This is a genomic window from Brevibacillus sp. FW306-2-1A-C05A, assembly GCF_058781555.1.
In genome coordinates this window covers 24851-41690 of record NZ_JBYSWV010000029.1, presented here as the reverse complement: position 1 = coordinate 41690, position 16840 = coordinate 24851, and the positions used below count along the sequence as shown (strand labels likewise).

Sequence of the window (16840 nt, the reverse complement as noted above, 5' to 3'; positions counted from 1 at the left end):
TCGTCTGAACAGCTCCAATCTATCGTGGGTCGATCCATGGCAGCAGCAACGAAGCACTCGCGTACAGACCGCCATGATTGATATAGACATCAATCGTAAAAGGGAATGGAGGAGAGTTCATTGAGGAAGGGGAAACTTGCCAAGCTTTACACGATTGCGGCCGCGGCCGCGCTTGCCACCAGTCTGGTCATCCCGCTGGCGCCGCAGACTGCGCACGCCGATCGGGGAGTCGTCGACCTGTGGAAAGCGATCAAGCCGCTCACCACGATTGCCAGCGCGATGAATACCGGAGCCCATCCGGACGACGAGCACAGTGCCATGCTCGCCTATTTGTCGCTCGGCAAAGGGGTAGACACATCCAGTGTCATCGCCAACCGTGGTGAAGGAGGACAAAACGAGATTGGCAGCGAGCTGGGCAACGCGCTGGGGATCATTCGTACCCGCGAATTGCAGGAAGCTTCCAAAATCACGAACATCCATCTGGAGAACCTCAGCGAGAAGATTGACGACCCCATTTTCGACTTCGGCTTTTCCAAAAGCCCTGACGAAACGTTGGAAAAGTGGGGCGAGGATGTCGCTTACGAAAGGCTGATCCGCAAAATCCGCACCCTGAGACCCGATGTCGTGATTCCCGCATTTTTGAACGAACCTTCGACTCACGGCCATCATCGCGCGATTAACGTCATGACCGTTCGGGCATTCAAGGATGCCGCAGATCCAAACGTTTTCCCCGAGCAGTTGAAAGAAGGTCTGTTCCCGTGGCAGGTGAAAAAGCTGTATGTGCCCGCCCAGGAAAAAGACTACTCCGTGAGTGTCCCTGTCGGAGCCTACGACGAGATTTACGGCGCTTCCTACGTACAACTGGGCGAAGAGTCCCGCTTCATGCACAAGAGCCAGGGCATGGGCCGCCACTATGACGAAGGGCCGAGCTTCAGCTACTACAAGCTGGATCAGTCCATCGTCGAGACGAAGGCCAAGGAAGCCGACTTTTTCGCAGGCATCGCCTACACCTTCGACGATTTGGCCAAAGAAACCGCCAGTCAGTCCGGCGGCGAAAAAGTCGCCAATGAATTGAAAAAGCTGCAAAAAGACGCAGAAGAAGTCATTGCCGCCTACCCGAGCTTTGCCGCGGTAGCCAAGGAAGCGCACGAAATGCTCGCTGACGTGCAAAAAGCGCTGCGCGATGTCGAGTCGTCCTCGCTTCCCGCCGCTGCCAAAACGGATTTGCTCCACCGTCTGGGCGTAAAGCAGGCGCAACTGAACAAGGCGAGTGCAGAAGCGCTCTCGCTCGTGACAAAAGTGAAGCCGGAGACGAATGAGCTGGTCGCAGGCCAAACGACAAAAGTCACAGTGAGCGCGTACAACGGCGGCCAGGCCAAGGTGAACAACGTGAAGTTGGCGCTGAACGTACCGAAAGGCTGGCAGGCGAGGGCGCTTTCCGCCACCAGCTTCCCGTCGCTCGGCTACAACCAGACGGTGAAAACGACCTATGAAGTAACGGTGCCTGGCCATGCGGAGTTGTTCCAGCCGTACGCAGCTCCGGCCATCACGGCGGATGTCAGCTACAGCTTTGCAGGCTCGACAGCAAACAGCCATGTGCTGCCAGCCGATGCGGTCGCGGTGCTCCCGGCATTCGCCATGACGCTCGATCCGAACGCAACCGTGCTGAACACGCTGAAGCCGCAAGATCCGATTCCGGTGAAAGTGACAGTGAAAAACTACAATCCTTGTGCGGCCCAGACGAGCATTTCGCTGGAAGCGCCGGAAGGGTGGAGCGTTGAGCCGAAAGCGGCGCCGCTCGCCTTTGACGCCAAAGGAGAAACGAAGTCGGTAGCCTTTACAATCAAAGCGTCCGCTTCCGTCAAGCCGGCTCCTTACACGATTACGGCGGTGGCAGCAGGCGGCGGAAAAGAAAGCCGTCACGGGGCGCAAGTCATCCGTTACCCGCACATCGGCACGACGTATTTCGTACAGCCAGCGACACTCAACGTTCAGGCGTTTGACCTGAAAGTTCCAGCGGGACTCAAGGTCGGGTATGTTTCCAGCGGCTTTGACAACATCGATCAGTATTTGTCCCAGTTGGGCGTCGATGTGACGAACCTGACGGCCAAAGACATCGAATCCGGCGACCTCGGCCAGTACGACACGATTGTGCTGGGCATCCGCGCCTACGGCTTCCGGCCAGAGCTGATTCCGAGCAACGCCCGTTTGCTGAAATACGTGGAAAACGGCGGCAACCTCGTCGTGCAATACCACAAGCCGGAAGACAAGTGGAAGCCGGAACTGGCGCCGTATCCGATCAAGATCGGCACGCCGCTGATCCAGTGGCGCGTCACGGACGAAAATTCGCCGGTGACGATGCTCGCACAGGATCACGCCTTGTTCAACACGCCGAATAAAATAACCGAAGAAGACTGGAACAACTGGATTCAGGACCGCTCGGCCTACAACCCGTCCGAGTGGGGCAAGGAATACACCGAGCTGATCGCAAACGGCGATCCGGGAGAAAAAGAGTTTACGGGCACATTCCTCACCGCCAAGTACGGAAAAGGAACGTACACGTACAGCTCGCTGGTCTGGTACCGCGAAATTCCTTCGCTCGTGCCGGGAGCGATCCGCATGTTCGTCAACATGGTCAGCTTGCAGCAGTAGCTGCGCGCCGCTTTGCCAAAATAATAGCGCTTTGCCTGGGAAGAGCGAGACGACCGGGAGCGGTCGTCTCCTAGGCCCGAGGTGAAAAATGGGCTCTGCCGAGGGCGAGAGGCACACGAAATCAAGCAGAGAGACACGAATCCGTCGCAGAAAAATGAGTAGCTGAACAATCGGCAGGGAAGGAGATGCGAGTAGGATGGATTACAGAGAACGCATATTTTTGCAGGAGGGAGCCAGTTTCCCCGGGAAGACGTACGTAGAGGCGGTTTTGGAGCCGGCATTCAACGAGGCCAAACACCACCTGTTGCAGCCGATGATGGCGATCAACAAGGCGCATCTAATCATGCTGCGCGAGACGGAATTGATTACAGACGACGAGGCCAAGCAGATTGCCCGCGCGCTCTGCGGGATTGAGCCGGAAGAGTTGCGTCGCTCGGCCTATACCGGGCAGTTTGAAGATTTGTTCTTTCAGGTAGAGAGCCGTTTGCTGGAGCTGGCCCCTGATGTGGCTGGCAACCTGCACCTGGCCCGCAGCCGCAATGACATGGGGATCACGATCTACCGCATGGTGCTGCGCGAAAAATTGCTGGTGACGATCGCATCTGCCCTCTATCTGAAAGAGCATTTGCTCCTCTTTGCGCAAGAACACGCCGAGACGGTCATGATCGGTTATACGCATACCCAGCAGGCGCAGCCAACGACCATGGCGCATTACATCATGGCGGCGACAGACCTGCTTGGCCGCGATATCAAGCGGCTGATCCAGGCGTATCAGACAGTCAACCGTTCCCCGATGGGGGCCGCCGCCCTGACGACCTCCGGCTTTGCCATCAGCCGCGAGCGGATGCGCGAACTGCTCGGCTTTGACGAACTGGTGGAAAATTCGTATGACGCCGTCTGCGGCGCGGATTACTTGGGCGAGGTGGCGACGGCGGTACAACTGGCTGCGATCAACCTGGGGCGCACAGTCCAGGATATGCTGCTCTGGTGCACGCAGGAGTTTGGCGCGCTGAAAGTCGCAAGCCCGTACGTGCAGATCAGCTCGATCATGCCGCAAAAACGCAATCCGGTTTCGTTTGAACATATGCGCTCGCTGTTGTCCAGCAGCGCCGGAAATGCAACGACTGTGTTGACGATGATGCACAACACGCCGTTTGGCGACATCGTCGACACCGAAGACGACATGCAGCCGTACGCCTGGAAAAGCATGGCCGTGCTGGAGCAGATGTACCGCCTGATGGCGTGCGTCGTCGGGACGATGGAAGTCAACAAGGACGTTTTGCTGGAACGAGCCAAAGGCAGCTTCGCAACCGTGACGGAGCTTGCGGATACACTGGTGCGCACAGATCGCCTCTCGTTCCGCAAGGCGCATCACATCGTGAGCCGCGTGGTCAAGGAAGCGACCAGCGCCAACCTTTTGGCCAACCAGATCAGCCTTGCGCTGGTCAACCGTGCGGCGGTGGACGTGATTGGACGAGAGCTGTCGATTACGGCAGAAGAGTTGCGACTGGCACTCGATCCGGTGCACTTTGTCATGATCCGCAAGCTGCCGGGCGGCCCGAATCCGGAAGAAATCAAGCGGCAAATCGCTGAGCGCAGAGCCGTTCTCCAGCAGGAAAACGCATGGCTTGTCGCGAAAAAACAAGCCTGCACAGATGTAATGAACAGGCTCGACCAGATGACAGCCGAATGGAGTGTGGGGTAATGGCAGTGGTGCGAATACCTCTTCTGGCAGTGGACGGAGGGGGCACCAAATGCTTGGCGGTGCTCGCGGACCGAGCGGCAAGAGAAGTCGGCCAAGGCCGTTCTGGCTCTTGCAATTATCAAGGAATCGGAGAAGAAGCGGCTGCTCGCGAGCTGGTCGCAGCGATTCGCCAGGCGATGGAGGATGCGGCAGGGCGCGGCACCTTGCCCCCGTTTGTCTCGGAACAGGGCGCAGGCGAGCTGGAATGGGAAGTGGACTGCGCCGTTTTCGGGATCGCAGGTCTGGACACGGAGCACGATCGGCGGGTGATCTCGCAAATGGTGAGTAAAGTGCTCGATCAGCTCGGCATTCGCGTCCACCAACTCATCGTGGAAAACGACGGGTTTGCCGCCTTGCTCGGCGCAACTGGCGGCAAGCCGGGCATCCTCGTCATCGCCGGGACAGGTTCCATCGCCTTTGGCGTCAACGAGGCGCAGGAAACGGCACGCGCCGGAGGCTGGGGCCATCGGGTCGGCGACGAGGGAAGCGGCTACTGGATCGGCAAGCAGGCGATCATGGCTGTGCTGCGGGCAGCAGACGGCCGCGGCGAGCCGACGCTTTTGAAGGAGCTGCTACTCCCGCACGTAGGGCTTGCGCGCGTCGACGAGCTGTTCAATTGGACCTACAGCGAGCACTATTCCGTAGAAAAAGTAGGCGAGCTGTCTCCTTTGGTCAGCCAGGCGGCGCTCGCGGGAGATCAGGTGGCAGCGCACATTTTGCAGGTGGCGGGCGAAGAGTTGTTTGCTGCGGCTCGCGCTGTCATTGAGGCGCTGGACATGAAGACGAAGCCGTTTCAGATGATTATGCAGGGCGGCGTCCTGCAAAACGACGATCGCGTCCGCAAAATCGTCGTGGAGCACGTCCAGCGCTACGCTGCCCAGGTCGTCATCGAAAACGCGCAAAACGAACCGATCTACGGTGTCATAGCAAAAGGATTGGCGTATTTGGAGCGTCAATCCGGCAGCAAGTGAGGTGCCTGAAATGAAAAAAGTGATGGTCGTTTTTCCCCACCCGGATGACGAATCGTTCGCCTGCGGGGGAACACTGGCCAAATGCAAGGCAAAAGGCCAGGAGACGCGCCTATTGTGCATTACGTCCGGCTGCAAGGGGCGCTCCGGACCGTTTGCGATTGAATGCAGGGAAAAGCTGGCCCGTCACCGGGAGCAGGAGCTGGCAAAGGCGGCGGAAGTGCTCGGCATCAAGCGCCTTGATTTGCTCCGCTATGCAGACGGCTCCCTGCAACATGCCGATCTGCACGAGCTGACCGCCAAAATTCGCGACGCAATCGTGGAGTGGAAGCCTAACGTCGTCATCACGTTTCCGCCAGACGGCGTGACAGGCCACCCCGATCACATTGTCACCTGCAAAGCGACGACGCTGGCTGTCGCGCAGGCAGAGGAGCAGCTTGCTTGCGGGGAATATCCGGATTTGTACTACGTCTCGATCCCGCATTACTACGACCATTGCCCGGATCGCGGCCCCGAGCCTGCTGTTCCCATCACCGGCAAAGTAGACATCACCGACTACCGGACGCAAAAAGGGGAAGCGCTGCGCGCCCACCAAAGCCAGGTCTATTCCGTCAACCGCGCCTATCCGGGCGTCATCGACGGCGATTTTTCGGTCATCGGCTGCTACGAGTATTACACGCTCGTCCGCTCGGCGGGCCAGCGAATCGAGCCAGTCCGGGGGACGAATGGCATTCCGGTAATGGAGCTGTAGAGCGGCTTTGCCCGCTCGTCCCGCAATCCGCAAGAACATGTCTGTTTATCCAGCGGCTGTTTTCCGTCATTGGGCGGAAGCAGCCGCTTTTTTCAACCGTACATGTGACGGCGAATCTAGCTCAGCCATTTGATAGACTGCTTTCATCGGGCATATAATGAGGAGAGAAAAGGTTATTTTGCTTGAGCGCCTGATGAAGAGAAGAGGTGGCTTCTTATCGCGAATCCGACAAAAGGGCAAAAAGACAAAAAAGTTCTGAGATATATCAAGGCGTACAGGGAAATTTTGAACATGATCGAAAACGGCCTTTATCCTGAAAACAGCAAACTTCCGTCCGAATCAGAATTGTCCCACATGCGTGGCATCAGCCGGATGACTTTGCGGCAGGCGCTTTTGCTGCTTCAGGAAGACAGGTATATCGTCATGCGTCTCGGCTCCGGCAGCTATGTCAGCAAGGTGCCCAGCGAAAAACGTGCAGGACTGGAAAAAAAAGACAAACCCGGTCTATACAAGCTCGCAGTATGGCAGCAACGGGCTTGACCCAAGAAAGGAGCGGCAGCGATGAATTTTTTCCTCACTCTCTTTTCCAAATACAAATGCCTGATCTATACGGCGTTTGGCCACGAGCAATATTTGCAAATCGTGCACAAGCTGTCTGCCCACGGAGTGCGGTTTCGGACCCGTTCGCACTCATACGGAAGCAATTATTTCGGTGACAGTGCGGGCATGCTTCCCCGCGACAATCGGACGCAGTACGATATTTACGTCAAAAAAGAAGACGTGGCCAAGGCTCATCAGGCGATTCATGCAAGGTGAGGCGTCCGTTCTGATGGCTCCCCAGCCGCGCTCGCTAGACGAGTTCGAAGCTAAGGCCGAGCGGGCAATCCATGCAAGGTGAGGCGCCCAGGTCTTCCGGCGCAACTCGCCCCGCTCTCTATACGAATCGGCGAGCCATTATATATAATGAAATGGGGAATTTGTGCAAGCGAAAGAGAGCGAGGAGGAAACAGACGTGTCCGTAGTAGAAGCACTCAAAGAGAGAAGAGCCGTCCGCAACTATATTCCAAAAGAAGTCGAGACTGAAAAAATCAAGGCCTTGCTGGATTGCGCCGTATTGGCGCCGAATGACCGCTTGCGTCAGCCGTGGCATTTTTACGTCATCCGCGGAGAGGCGAAGCAACGGTTTGAGGCGATCGCCAAGGAGTTTTTGCTGGAGCGCTTTCCAACCAAGCCGAATCTCGTTCAGGATTCTTTGGCCGTTTTGGAAAAAACGCCGCTCGTTATCGTCGTGACAGCCGATGTGATTCCGGGCGACGAAGCTTCGTCGGAAGACAACGAGTACGCGGTGTGCTGCGCGATTCATTCCATGTGGCTCGCTGCCCGGGAGCTCGGGCTGGGCATGGTGTGGCGCACGCGAGGCGTAGGACTGGTGCGTGACGAGCGCCTGATGCAATTCCTCGGCTCGCCAGAAAACAAGAAGGTCGTAGGCACGCTGTTCATCGGCTATCCGGAAGCGGATGCGCCTGTGACAAGCCGCGTCGCTGCGGAAGACAAGACGACCTGGCTGTAAAAGATGTAAAATACACCGGAAAACATGCGGCAACAGAAACGATCCATGCATAAGGCCACAGGCAGCTACAGGCTTCCTTTTGCTTGCGACAGGCACTGTGCTCGCCTGGGCATTCGGCCTGCAAGATCGGGCCGCGATTGCTGCTTCCATGCAGTCGTTTGGCTTCAATCCGCCAACGGTGCACATTGACAGCCTGATTCAAGGGATTCCGCACGCGCTGCCGTACTTGGCTTCTGCTGTACCGCTCGGGCTGGCCAACTATATTTTTGACCTGGAAAACATCGAGAGTGCGCATGCCGCAGGGGACGAGTACAAGACGAGACAGGTCATGCTCGCCAACGGCATTTCCTCGATCATCGGCTGCTTCTGCGGCAACCCGTACCCGGTCACGGTCTACGTCGGACATGCCGGCTGGAAGTCGCTCGGCGCAGGAATCGGCTACACGGTCGCGACAGGCTTGTCGATGTTCCTTATTTCCCTGTTCGGGATAGGCGCCTTTTTGCTTGCGGTCATCCCGGTGGCGGCGATCGTGCCGATTCTCGTCTACATCGGAATCGTCACGGCGAATCAGGTCGTGCGCGAGACGCCGAAGCTGGAAGTTACGGTCATTTTCACTTGCATGTTCCCGTGGATCGCAAACTGGGCGCTGACCTTGACCAACAACGTGCTGTCTGCCGCCGGAACGACAGGCGCACAGGTCGGGGCTGCCATCATGGCGAACAAAGGCGTGTACTACAAAGGCCTGGTTCACCTCGGCAACGGCGCGCCGATCAGCAGCATGGTCTGGGGTTGCATCGCGATTTTTGCGATTACGGACAAGCCGTTGCGCGGCGCTGTCGCTGGTGCTGCGGGGGCGATTTTGTCCGTGTTCGGCATCATCCACTCCCCGACTGTCGGCTTCGCGCTGGAGCCGTCCATGCAGTTCGTCTACTCGTACCTGATGGTCGCCGCTATTTTCGTCGGCAAGTACATGATGGACAAAAACGCGCCGCACGCCCAACTGCAACAAACAGACGCAAAAGCTTGACCGTCCCGTCCGAAAAGCGAAGAAAGCCATGATCTGAAACAACTAGATCATGGCTTTCTTTTTTGCAGTGGATCAGTCGTCGCGGCCGCCGCGAACCGTTACAATCAGTCGGTCGCCGGGACGAAGCGTGAGCCGGAAAGTCCGCCTGCGGCGTTGTCTGGCGTTGTGCCGTCTTTTGCTGCTCATTGGAAATCCCCCCTTGCTCTTTCGTTACCATACTTTATGCGAGCGACAGCGAGGTGCTTGGACAAGTGGCGTAGGGAGCTTGACCATTTTTGCGGACGAGGGGGCGATTTGGCGTGTGCTATGGTACGCAACGCGGCTGGCTTTTTTTGTTCACGCGGCCAGCAAAAGTATAGTAGACTTGGATCATACTGGAAAAGGAAGAGAGGGGCGCTGGCATGAACAAGCACCGCGTCTTGCTGCTGGGGGCAAGCGGTTATTTGGGGGCGCAGATTTGGCAGGAGCTGCGGCGGATTGGCACGTACGAGATCGTCGGGACGTACTGTTCCTCGCCAGCTTCAGATGCTGGCCTGGTGCAGATGGATGTGACCGATTCCGCGGCGTTTGCGGCATTGCTCGATGAGTTTGCGCCGGATGTCGCCATCTGGGCGCTGATGAGTACCGCCGATGAGCAGGCCATGATCGCAGCAGGCATGGAGACCTTGCTCGGCCGTTTGCCGGCAAAGAGCAGGCTGATTTACCTATCCACAGACGGCGTTTTCGGGCAAGGGACAGGCTCTTTTGCGGAGGACGATCAGCCTGTGCTATTGGACGAGCGAAATCCGCTGGCAGGCTATTCGCATGCAAAATGGTTCGGAGAGACGCTCATCCGCGAGCGGCACGATCAGCACGTCATCGCCCGCATTGGGCCGATCTACGGCTGCAATTCCCGTGGCAGGTGGGACAAAAGAATCGCGGCGATTCGCCAGGAGCTGGAGGCTGGCCGTGAAGTCGTGCGCACGGGCAATTTGTACAAGACGTTTCTCCACGTGCAGGACGCGGGCCGAGCGATTGCGGAATTGGCGGGCAACCCGTACGTCGGGACATTGCATCTCGGCCCTGCGCAAAAAGAAAGCTATTATTCGTTTGCGCGTAAAATGGCTGCCGCGCTGGGGCTTGATGCCGCTGCCGTAAAAGAAGATCGCCTGGACGATACAGAAGCAAGGGCAAAAGGCATTCCGCTGGACACTTCGCTGGATACGAGCAGGGCGCGGGAGATTTTGCACATGCGTTTTCGGCAGGTGGGCGCAGAAGGGACGGCGAGCGGGATGCCGCTGCGGGGAGAAGGGGCTGTTCGTTGAACCTCGGTTTTCTTATGGGCAGTCGTCCGGAAAAATAACTCGCTACGGAATTTCCTCAAAATGAACGCCGCCAAACCGATGCTCGCTATTCGTCAATTCCTTTTGCAACATAACCAGATGATAGCAGTAGTCGGTTTTGCTCGAGCGCAACCAATCGGTATGCGTAGCTGTTTCCGTAATTCGCGAAACCAGTATAAACCAAGCCCACAAGGAGGTAGCGCTATGAAAACTATCGGACTGATCGGCGGCATGAGTTGGGAGTCGTCGCTCGTTTACTACCGTCTGCTGAACGAAACGGTCAAGGAAAAGCTGGGCGGGCTGCACTCCGCCAAAACGATCCTCTACTCCGTCGATTTTGCCGAGATCGAGGAAATGCAGCGCGAAGGACGCTGGGCAGAAGCGGGCGAGCGCATGGCGCAGGCGGCGCAGGGTCTGGAGGCGGCGGGGGCTGAACGGCCTGCTCAGCGCAGAGGTCTACTTTTTGGGCGGCAGGGTGAACGCCAAACATTACCGCGTTGGCGGTCCGTTTGCCGAGAAGATGATGAAGTCGTTTTACGTCGACAAAGCGTTTCTTTCCATGGATGGCGTGCTGCTGCACAAGGGCCTGACCTGCTATGACCCGGAGCGGGCTGAGCTGGCCAAGCATTTTATCGAAAATGCCAATGAGAGCATCGTGCTGGCCGACCATTCCAAAGTCGGGATCAGCACTTTGTGCAAAGTGGCGGACCTCAAGGAAATTGACATGGTCATTAGCGATGCGGCCGCCCCGGAGGAATGGAACGAAGAGTTGCAGGCGAAGGGTGTCACTTGGCTGGTGGCAAAAGAGCTGTAGGCGGGCACCAGCGAAAAAACGAATGAAACACGAACAGGCCGGATTGCTCCGTGGGGGAATCCGGCTTTTTGCGTTTTGTCCAAAAAGAGGCGCGAAAGCCGGGGCGCTGTCGCGAGTTTGGACAAAAAATAGTGGAGAACGTGCATTGTTTGTCCTCATGGAAGCACATAAGATGATGAAAAAGCTTGTGAGAATGATAATCATCATAAGCTCATCAGCAGCAAAAGAAGAGAGGGTAAAACATGGGGAGAAATCGTCGGAAAATCGTATTCGCGTGGCTGGCAGTTTTGCTGATCGCAATGGCAGGACTCGCCGCGTGCGGGGAAAAAGCGCCGGAACAGCAGGCTGCAGGCACAGACAGCGGGCAGCAGCCAGCCGAGCAACAGCCAGCGGCCAGCAAGGAAGCATCGGCAGAAACGAGAGTCGTCCAAGATGCGTACGGTGACGTCACGATTCCGGCTCATCCGCAGCGAGTGGCGGCCATTTATCAGGAAGACTTTTTGCTGGCCCTGGGCGTGACGCCGATCGTCCAATGGTACCACCCGGCATGGGGCAAACAAGATTACCTTGGCCTGGATGTGCCGCCGTTTGACATTACAGGCAGCATGGAGGCGCTGATTGCCGCCAACCCTGACCTGATTATCGTCGACGGAGGAGCGGATAAAGAGAAATACGAGCAGTACAGCAAGGTAGCGCCTACCTATAAACTGCCGGACGAGCTGCGCAACGACACGATTGGCCGCCTGAAAAAGATCGCCGACCTGTTGGGCATCCCGGAAAAAGGATTCCCCGGAAAACAAAGAGGCGCTGAAAATTCTCCAGGACCCGCTCTGGCAATCCGTCCCGGCGGTGAAAAAAGGGCATGTGTACCAGATGAACCGGACGCACTGGCAATCTGGCGCGATCATTGCCAATATGATGAAAGCAGACGATCTTATCAACACGTTCGTCAAGTAAAGCCAGCCGTTGTCTAGGCGAGCTGGGAGCCAGGCAGAAAGAGGGTGGCCCGGGGCAGATGAAACTGCGTCTCGGGCCGCCTTCTTCGCTTTTTTCCATTTTCCACAAGCGGCATTCGCCGTAGCCGAACCTGCTCTTTTGCTTGGCAAATCCCGTTTGTCCCCGTATAATATATAATGATAATCATTCTCATGTGATGGGTGAGGATATGCACACTAACGGGACGAAGAAACAACTGTACCCATCAGCGATTTGCGTGCTGACGGGCATGGAACGAGGGGTTCTTGCATCGCATTCTTGCCAGGACAGCACGGAATCGAATGATTTTACCATGATCGTGACCACGGATGGACTAGGCGTCCTGCAAGTCGACCAATCCCGCTTACGTCTTGGAAAAGAAAGCTGCTGGATCGCCGCGCCGGGCCAGCGTGTGCAAATTTGCGCCGCTGAGCGGGAACTCGAATACTATCGTTTGCCGCCCAAAACAAGCTGTCCCGCAGTCTGAAAGGACAGACGGTGGCGTTTTTGCGCATTTTGCCAGACAAGATCATCGTGGAGAAGACGTACACGGCTCCCGTGATGTTTGAGGATTTGCGCATGCAGCCGCACCCGCTGGTCAAAGCGCTTTCAATCGCCGAAGCAAGGGCAGGGGTGTCGCGGGAGTGGCTCGCCTCGCTTGACGCCGACCACATTTTTTACTCGTTCGACAAGTGGCACGAAGCGGACGAAGGCGCGGAAAAGCGGCTGATCGACCAACCTGTCTGGCAGTCTCTGCGAGCCGTACGCAACAACTGTGCGTACGAGGTCGATTTCATCACCTGGATGAATCACGGAATCATTGCCAACGGGAAAAAAATTGACGAGATTCTCAGCGTGTTGGCCTAGAGAGTTGGGAAATGTTTCAATCGTACAAAAAAGACCTCTCTTTTGTCCATTGACACCTTTTTCGTCAATCGCCTAAAATCCTACTATGATAATAAGAATCAATTTCAGATTTTTGCCGGAAGGGAAGGAGAAAGCGTCGTTCAGTGCATTTACATAATGAATGGAAAAGGTGGCTAGCATGGGTCAACAGGTACAATCTCTGAAACAAGGAGCCCAATCGAAAGCGGAACAGTTTCGTTCGCGTCCGTGGGCAGCAACGCTGATCCTGACGGGCGGGGTCTTTGCATTGATATTCGGCATGTTTCTGTCCGTATCATTCGGGGCAGCAGACATCCGGTTTTCTGTCGTTTGGGATGCCATTTTTCATTTTAATCCAGATATTACTCAGCACCAGATTATTCAGGAGATACGTCTTCCCCGCTTACTCGGGGGCGCGATGGTCGGAGCCAGCTTCGCTGTTGCTGGCGCGATCATGCAAGGGATGACGCGCAACCCGCTGGCAGACTCCGGCTTGCTCGGGCTAAATGCCGGGGCGGGCTTCGTGATTGCGCTCTGCTTCGCGTTTTTTCCGGGATTGCCGTTCATGTACTTGATTTTGTACGGCTTTTTGGGCGCAGGCGTCGGGGCAGGATTGGTTTACGGGATCGGCTCGATGGCCAAAGGCGGGCTGACCCCTGTGCGGCTCGTGCTTGCCGGGGCGGCGCTCAGCGCGCTTTTGTCCGCGCTCAGCGAAGGGATTGCGCTGTACTTTAAAATCGGCCAAGACCTGGCTTTCTGGTACGCAGGCGGGGTAGCCGGAACGAAATGGTTCCAGTTGAAAGTGATGTTCCCCTGGATTGCGGCTGCCATCCTGGGGGCGATTGTTTTGTCCCGTTCGATTACGATGCTCAGTCTCGGCGAGGAGATCGCCAAAGGGCTGGGGCAGCGAACGGCGCTTGTCAAGCTGGCGGGTACCGTCATCGTTTTGATTTTGGCAGGCTCGGCCGTTGCGGTTGTAGGCGCGGTTGGCTTTGTCGGCCTGATTATTCCTCACTTGACCCGCTATCTCGTCGGGGTCGACTATCGCTGGATTATTCCATGCTCGGCCGTTTTGGGCGCCTTGCTCGTCGTCTTTGCCGACCTGGCCGCGCGAATGGTGAATCCGCCGTACGAAACACCTCTGGGAGCACTTATTGCGCTGATTGGCGTTCCGTTCTTCCTTTACCTCGCACGTAAAGAAAGAAGGGAGATGTAGATATGCAACCAGCTACGGCTCATTTCGATGCCCGCAAGCGCAGCAGGGGCATCCTCGTCATGACCATTTTGTCCGTGCTCATCCTGATCGCTTTCATCATCAGTATGAACACGGGATACATCCGTCTGTCGCCTATGGATCTGCTCATGACCTTGTTCGGGGCGGGGACAGAGAAGCAAAACCTGATTTTGTTTGATTTCCGTTTGCCGCGCATCGTCATTTCGATTTTGATCGGCGCTGGTCTGGCGGTTTCCGGCTGCATCATTCAAGGGATTTCCCGCAACGCTTTGGCCGACCCGGGGATTTTGGGGATCAACTCCGGCGCGGGCTTGATGGTCATGCTGTTCATTTCGTTCTATCCGTCGACGGCTGCCGCGCCTGTATTTTTGCTGCCGGTATTGGCTTTGGTGGGCGCGAGCCTGACGGCGGCACTGATTTTCGTTCTTTCCTATCAGCGGCACAAAGGCTTGTCGCCGATTCGCATCTTGCTGACCGGGATCGCGGTCGCTGCGGGCATGAGCGCGGCGATGATCGTGCTGACGCTCAAGCTGAGCCCGGACAAATACCAGTTCGTAGCCACCTGGCTTGCCGGAAGCATCTGGGGGACCAACTGGAAGTTCGTCCTGTCGCTCTTGCCGTGGATCGTCGTCCTGCTGCCTTTCGTCTTTTACAAGGCGCGGGTGATGAACGTCCTCAATCTGGGAGAGGAGCTGTCGATCGGCCTTGGCGCTCCGGTGGCGAGAGAGCAGCTCAAGCTGTTGGCCGCTTCGGTCGGACTTGCCGCATCGTGCGTAGCGGTCAGCGGCGGTATCGGCTTCGTCGGCCTGATTGGCCCGCACCTCGCCCGCAGGCTTGTCGGGCCGAAGCACGAGATGCTGCTGCCTACTTCAGCGTTGACAGGGGCGCTTCTGGTCATCGTCGCCGACACGATCGGACGCTGGATTTTGCAGCCGTCCGAGATTCCGACCGGGATCGTGGTCGCTGTCATCGGGGCTCCGTACTTCTTGTACTTGCTTGCCCGTTCGAAGGCGTAGAGAAAAGAGAGAGTCTGTCACTGCGGGGGGAGAGATATGAGGAACTGTGGGAGGTGGCCAGACGAGCGCAGTTGGAAGAGATGATCCGTTCCATGCCGGACGGGCTGGACAAGCTGATCGGGGAGCGGGGAGTCAAGCTGTCCGGCGGTCAAAAGCAGCGTCTGTCCATCGCGCGGATGTTTTTGAAAAACCCTCCGATACTCATTCTCGATGAAGCGACCTCCGCTCTCGACACCGAGACGGAAGCGGCGATTCAGCAGGCTTTGGCGGAGCTTTCCCAAGGGCGTACAACGCTCGTGATCGCTCACCGCCTGGCGACGATCAAAAACGCAGACCGGATCATTGTCGTCGCCGACCAGGGAATTGTCGAGCAAGGGCATCACGACGAGCTTTTGCAGACGAAAGGCGTGTACAGCAGGCTGCACCAGGCGCAGTTCGGCTCGTAAGCGGGCAACTGCGTACACCTGGGCGCGGAAGCTTCGCTCTCCAGCGAAAACGAGCGAAAACGAATAAGGCCAAAAAAGTGGCGAGCGTATCTTTCGAACCAGTGGTTTCGGGAGGTGCGCTCGCTTTTTTGATGGGCGACTGCGCTGTGTCCAGTCGGTCGGCCCCGCCTGGTAGGACAAGCGTTTCGGCCAGTTACGCCGGGCTGTTCTGTGCAAAAGAAACCGCCAGTCTCTCCTTTCGCGGTTGGTAATGCGCAGTTTGGTTGTATAATGGTGGTAGCAGAAAGGGTTTTCAGACAGCTTGGCTAACGGCAAGAAGAGGGGAGCCAGCAATCGTTCAGGGACGGGACAGGACAGGAAGGAGTGATGAGCGTGATCGACCGACTGGACCATCTGGTTTTGACTGTCCGTGATCTGGAAGCAACCTGCCAGTTTTACGAGCGCGTGCTTGGTATGCAGGTTGTAACTTTTGACAATGGCAGGCGGGCATTGCACTTTGGACAGCAAAAAATCAACCTTCATCTGGCAGGACGCGAATTTGAGCCGAAAGCGCGGCACCCGCAACCTGGCTCTGCCGACATATGCCTGATCGCAGCAGTGCCACTGGAACAAGTCATCGAGAAAATAACCGCATGTGGAGTCGAGATCGAGGCGGGGCCTGTACAGCGGACGGGGGCTACCGGACCGATTCGCTCTGTCTACGTGCGCGACCCGGATCAAAACCTCATTGAAGTGGCGGAGTATGCGCAAGCTGCTGATCTGTTGGCGAAGGAAGCGGCCGTCCAGGCAATTTCCGACGTGCTCAAGCAGCGCGAGCCGGGGATCATGGGCGCACAGCAAGCAGGGGTGTTTGGCATTTTGCTCCCGTTGGTGAAAATGGACGACGGCAAGCTCGGGGTCTTGTTTGAAAAGCGGGCCAGCACGATGCGCAGACAGGCGAACGAAATTTGTTTTCCCGGCGGCCGCGCAGAGGAAGGCGACGCGTCGAGGTGGGCGACGGCGCGCCGGGAGACGAGCGAGGAGCTGGGCGTGCCGTTAGAGAAGATTCACTACGTCGGCGAGCTGGATCGGCTGATCGGGCCGGGACATGCCGCTATTTACCCGTTTGTAGGCTACGTGGAGGGGATCGTGGACATGAAGCCGAATCCCGACGAGGTCGGCGAGGTGTTCGTCATCGCGCTTGAGCGGCTGGCTGCCGCCGAGCCTTCCACGTACACCTCAGCGCTTGTCACCGAGCCGGAGGAAGACTTTCCTTACCATCTGATTCCCGGCGGCAAACGGTATCCGTGGCGCACAGGCACGGTCGAGCATCTGTTTTACGAGCTGGACGGACGAGTCATCTGGGGACTGACTGCCCGTGTGCTGGCGCATTTTCTCGAACGGCTGCAAAGCGAGGGCTGGTCTCGCAAGTAAAAAAGCAACAGACAAAGGGAGTG

Annotated in this window: 15 protein-coding genes and 3 pseudogenes; all 18 read left to right on the top strand. The window is 57.1% G+C overall.

Annotated features, from left to right (window positions below; all coding sequences use genetic code 11):
- The first annotated feature begins 120 nt into the window (after positions 1 to 120).
- On the top strand, positions 121 to 2652 hold the full coding sequence (locus AC3WJN_RS17040) for an NEW3 domain-containing protein (protein ID WP_492329307.1): 2532 nt from the start codon (positions 121 to 123) through the stop codon (positions 2650 to 2652).
- A 196-nt stretch (positions 2653 to 2848) separates the two neighbouring features.
- A complete protein-coding gene (argH, locus tag AC3WJN_RS17035; protein WP_005828556.1) occupies positions 2849 to 4357 on the top strand; it encodes an argininosuccinate lyase in 1509 nt (502 codons plus the stop codon).
- Positions 4357 to 5367 (top strand): N-acetylglucosamine kinase, encoded by a 1011-nt coding sequence (locus AC3WJN_RS17030; RefSeq protein ID WP_005828553.1) that lies wholly within the window; start codon positions 4357 to 4359, stop codon positions 5365 to 5367. The genes argH and AC3WJN_RS17030 overlap by 1 nt, the downstream gene beginning before the upstream one ends.
- A 10-nt stretch (positions 5368 to 5377) precedes the next feature.
- Positions 5378 to 6115, top strand: coding sequence for a PIG-L deacetylase family protein (locus AC3WJN_RS17025; RefSeq protein ID WP_005828552.1), 738 nt, complete (start codon positions 5378 to 5380; stop codon positions 6113 to 6115).
- Between the two features lie 216 nt (positions 6116 to 6331).
- Positions 6332 to 6655: a GntR family transcriptional regulator gene (locus AC3WJN_RS17020; RefSeq protein ID WP_309479529.1), complete on the top strand. Its 324-nt coding sequence runs from the start codon at positions 6332 to 6334 to the stop codon at positions 6653 to 6655.
- A 21-nt stretch (positions 6656 to 6676) separates the two neighbouring features.
- A complete protein-coding gene (locus tag AC3WJN_RS17015; protein WP_005828547.1) occupies positions 6677 to 6931 on the top strand; it encodes a hypothetical protein in 255 nt (84 codons plus the stop codon).
- A 196-nt stretch (positions 6932 to 7127) separates the two neighbouring features.
- Positions 7128 to 7685, top strand: coding sequence for a nitroreductase family protein (locus AC3WJN_RS17010; RefSeq protein WP_005828545.1), 558 nt, complete (start codon positions 7128 to 7130; stop codon positions 7683 to 7685).
- Positions 7686 to 7764: 79 nt separating this feature from the next.
- On the top strand, positions 7765 to 8712 hold the full coding sequence (locus AC3WJN_RS17005) for a hypothetical protein (RefSeq protein ID WP_007785875.1): 948 nt from the start codon (positions 7765 to 7767) through the stop codon (positions 8710 to 8712).
- A 401-nt stretch (positions 8713 to 9113) separates the two neighbouring features.
- A complete protein-coding gene (locus tag AC3WJN_RS17000; RefSeq protein ID WP_007785876.1) occupies positions 9114 to 10016 on the top strand; it encodes a sugar nucleotide-binding protein in 903 nt (300 codons plus the stop codon).
- 222 nt (positions 10017 to 10238) lie between these two features.
- Positions 10239 to 10469 (top strand): annotated as a pseudogene (locus tag AC3WJN_RS16995) (aspartate/glutamate racemase family protein); the annotation flags it as partial.
- Positions 10470 to 10509: 40 nt separating this feature from the next.
- Positions 10510 to 10848, top strand: a complete 339-nt coding sequence (locus AC3WJN_RS16990) for a DeoR/GlpR family DNA-binding transcription regulator (RefSeq protein ID WP_237716684.1) — start codon at positions 10510 to 10512, stop codon at positions 10846 to 10848.
- 242 nt (positions 10849 to 11090) lie between these two features.
- Positions 11091 to 11805: pseudogene (locus AC3WJN_RS16985) on the top strand (ABC transporter substrate-binding protein).
- Between the two features lie 208 nt (positions 11806 to 12013).
- Positions 12014 to 12310 (top strand): hypothetical protein, encoded by a 297-nt coding sequence (locus AC3WJN_RS16980; protein WP_129552184.1) that lies wholly within the window; start codon positions 12014 to 12016, stop codon positions 12308 to 12310.
- An 11-nt stretch (positions 12311 to 12321) separates the two neighbouring features.
- Positions 12322 to 12690 (top strand): ABC transporter substrate-binding protein, encoded by a 369-nt coding sequence (locus AC3WJN_RS16975; RefSeq protein WP_007785880.1) that lies wholly within the window; start codon positions 12322 to 12324, stop codon positions 12688 to 12690.
- A gap of 178 nt (positions 12691 to 12868) precedes the next feature.
- Complete coding sequence (locus AC3WJN_RS16970) at positions 12869 to 13924, top strand: FecCD family ABC transporter permease (RefSeq protein WP_007785882.1); 1056 nt, start codon at positions 12869 to 12871, stop codon at positions 13922 to 13924.
- A 2-nt stretch (positions 13925 to 13926) separates the two neighbouring features.
- Complete coding sequence (locus AC3WJN_RS16965) at positions 13927 to 14958, top strand: FecCD family ABC transporter permease (protein WP_005831516.1); 1032 nt, start codon at positions 13927 to 13929, stop codon at positions 14956 to 14958.
- Between the two features lie 38 nt (positions 14959 to 14996).
- Positions 14997 to 15404 (top strand): annotated as a pseudogene (locus tag AC3WJN_RS16960) (ATP-binding cassette domain-containing protein); the annotation flags it as partial.
- A gap of 372 nt (positions 15405 to 15776) precedes the next feature.
- Positions 15777 to 16817: a VOC family protein gene (locus AC3WJN_RS16955; RefSeq protein ID WP_007785886.1), complete on the top strand. Its 1041-nt coding sequence runs from the start codon at positions 15777 to 15779 to the stop codon at positions 16815 to 16817.
- Positions 16818 to 16840: the final 23 nt, after the last annotated feature.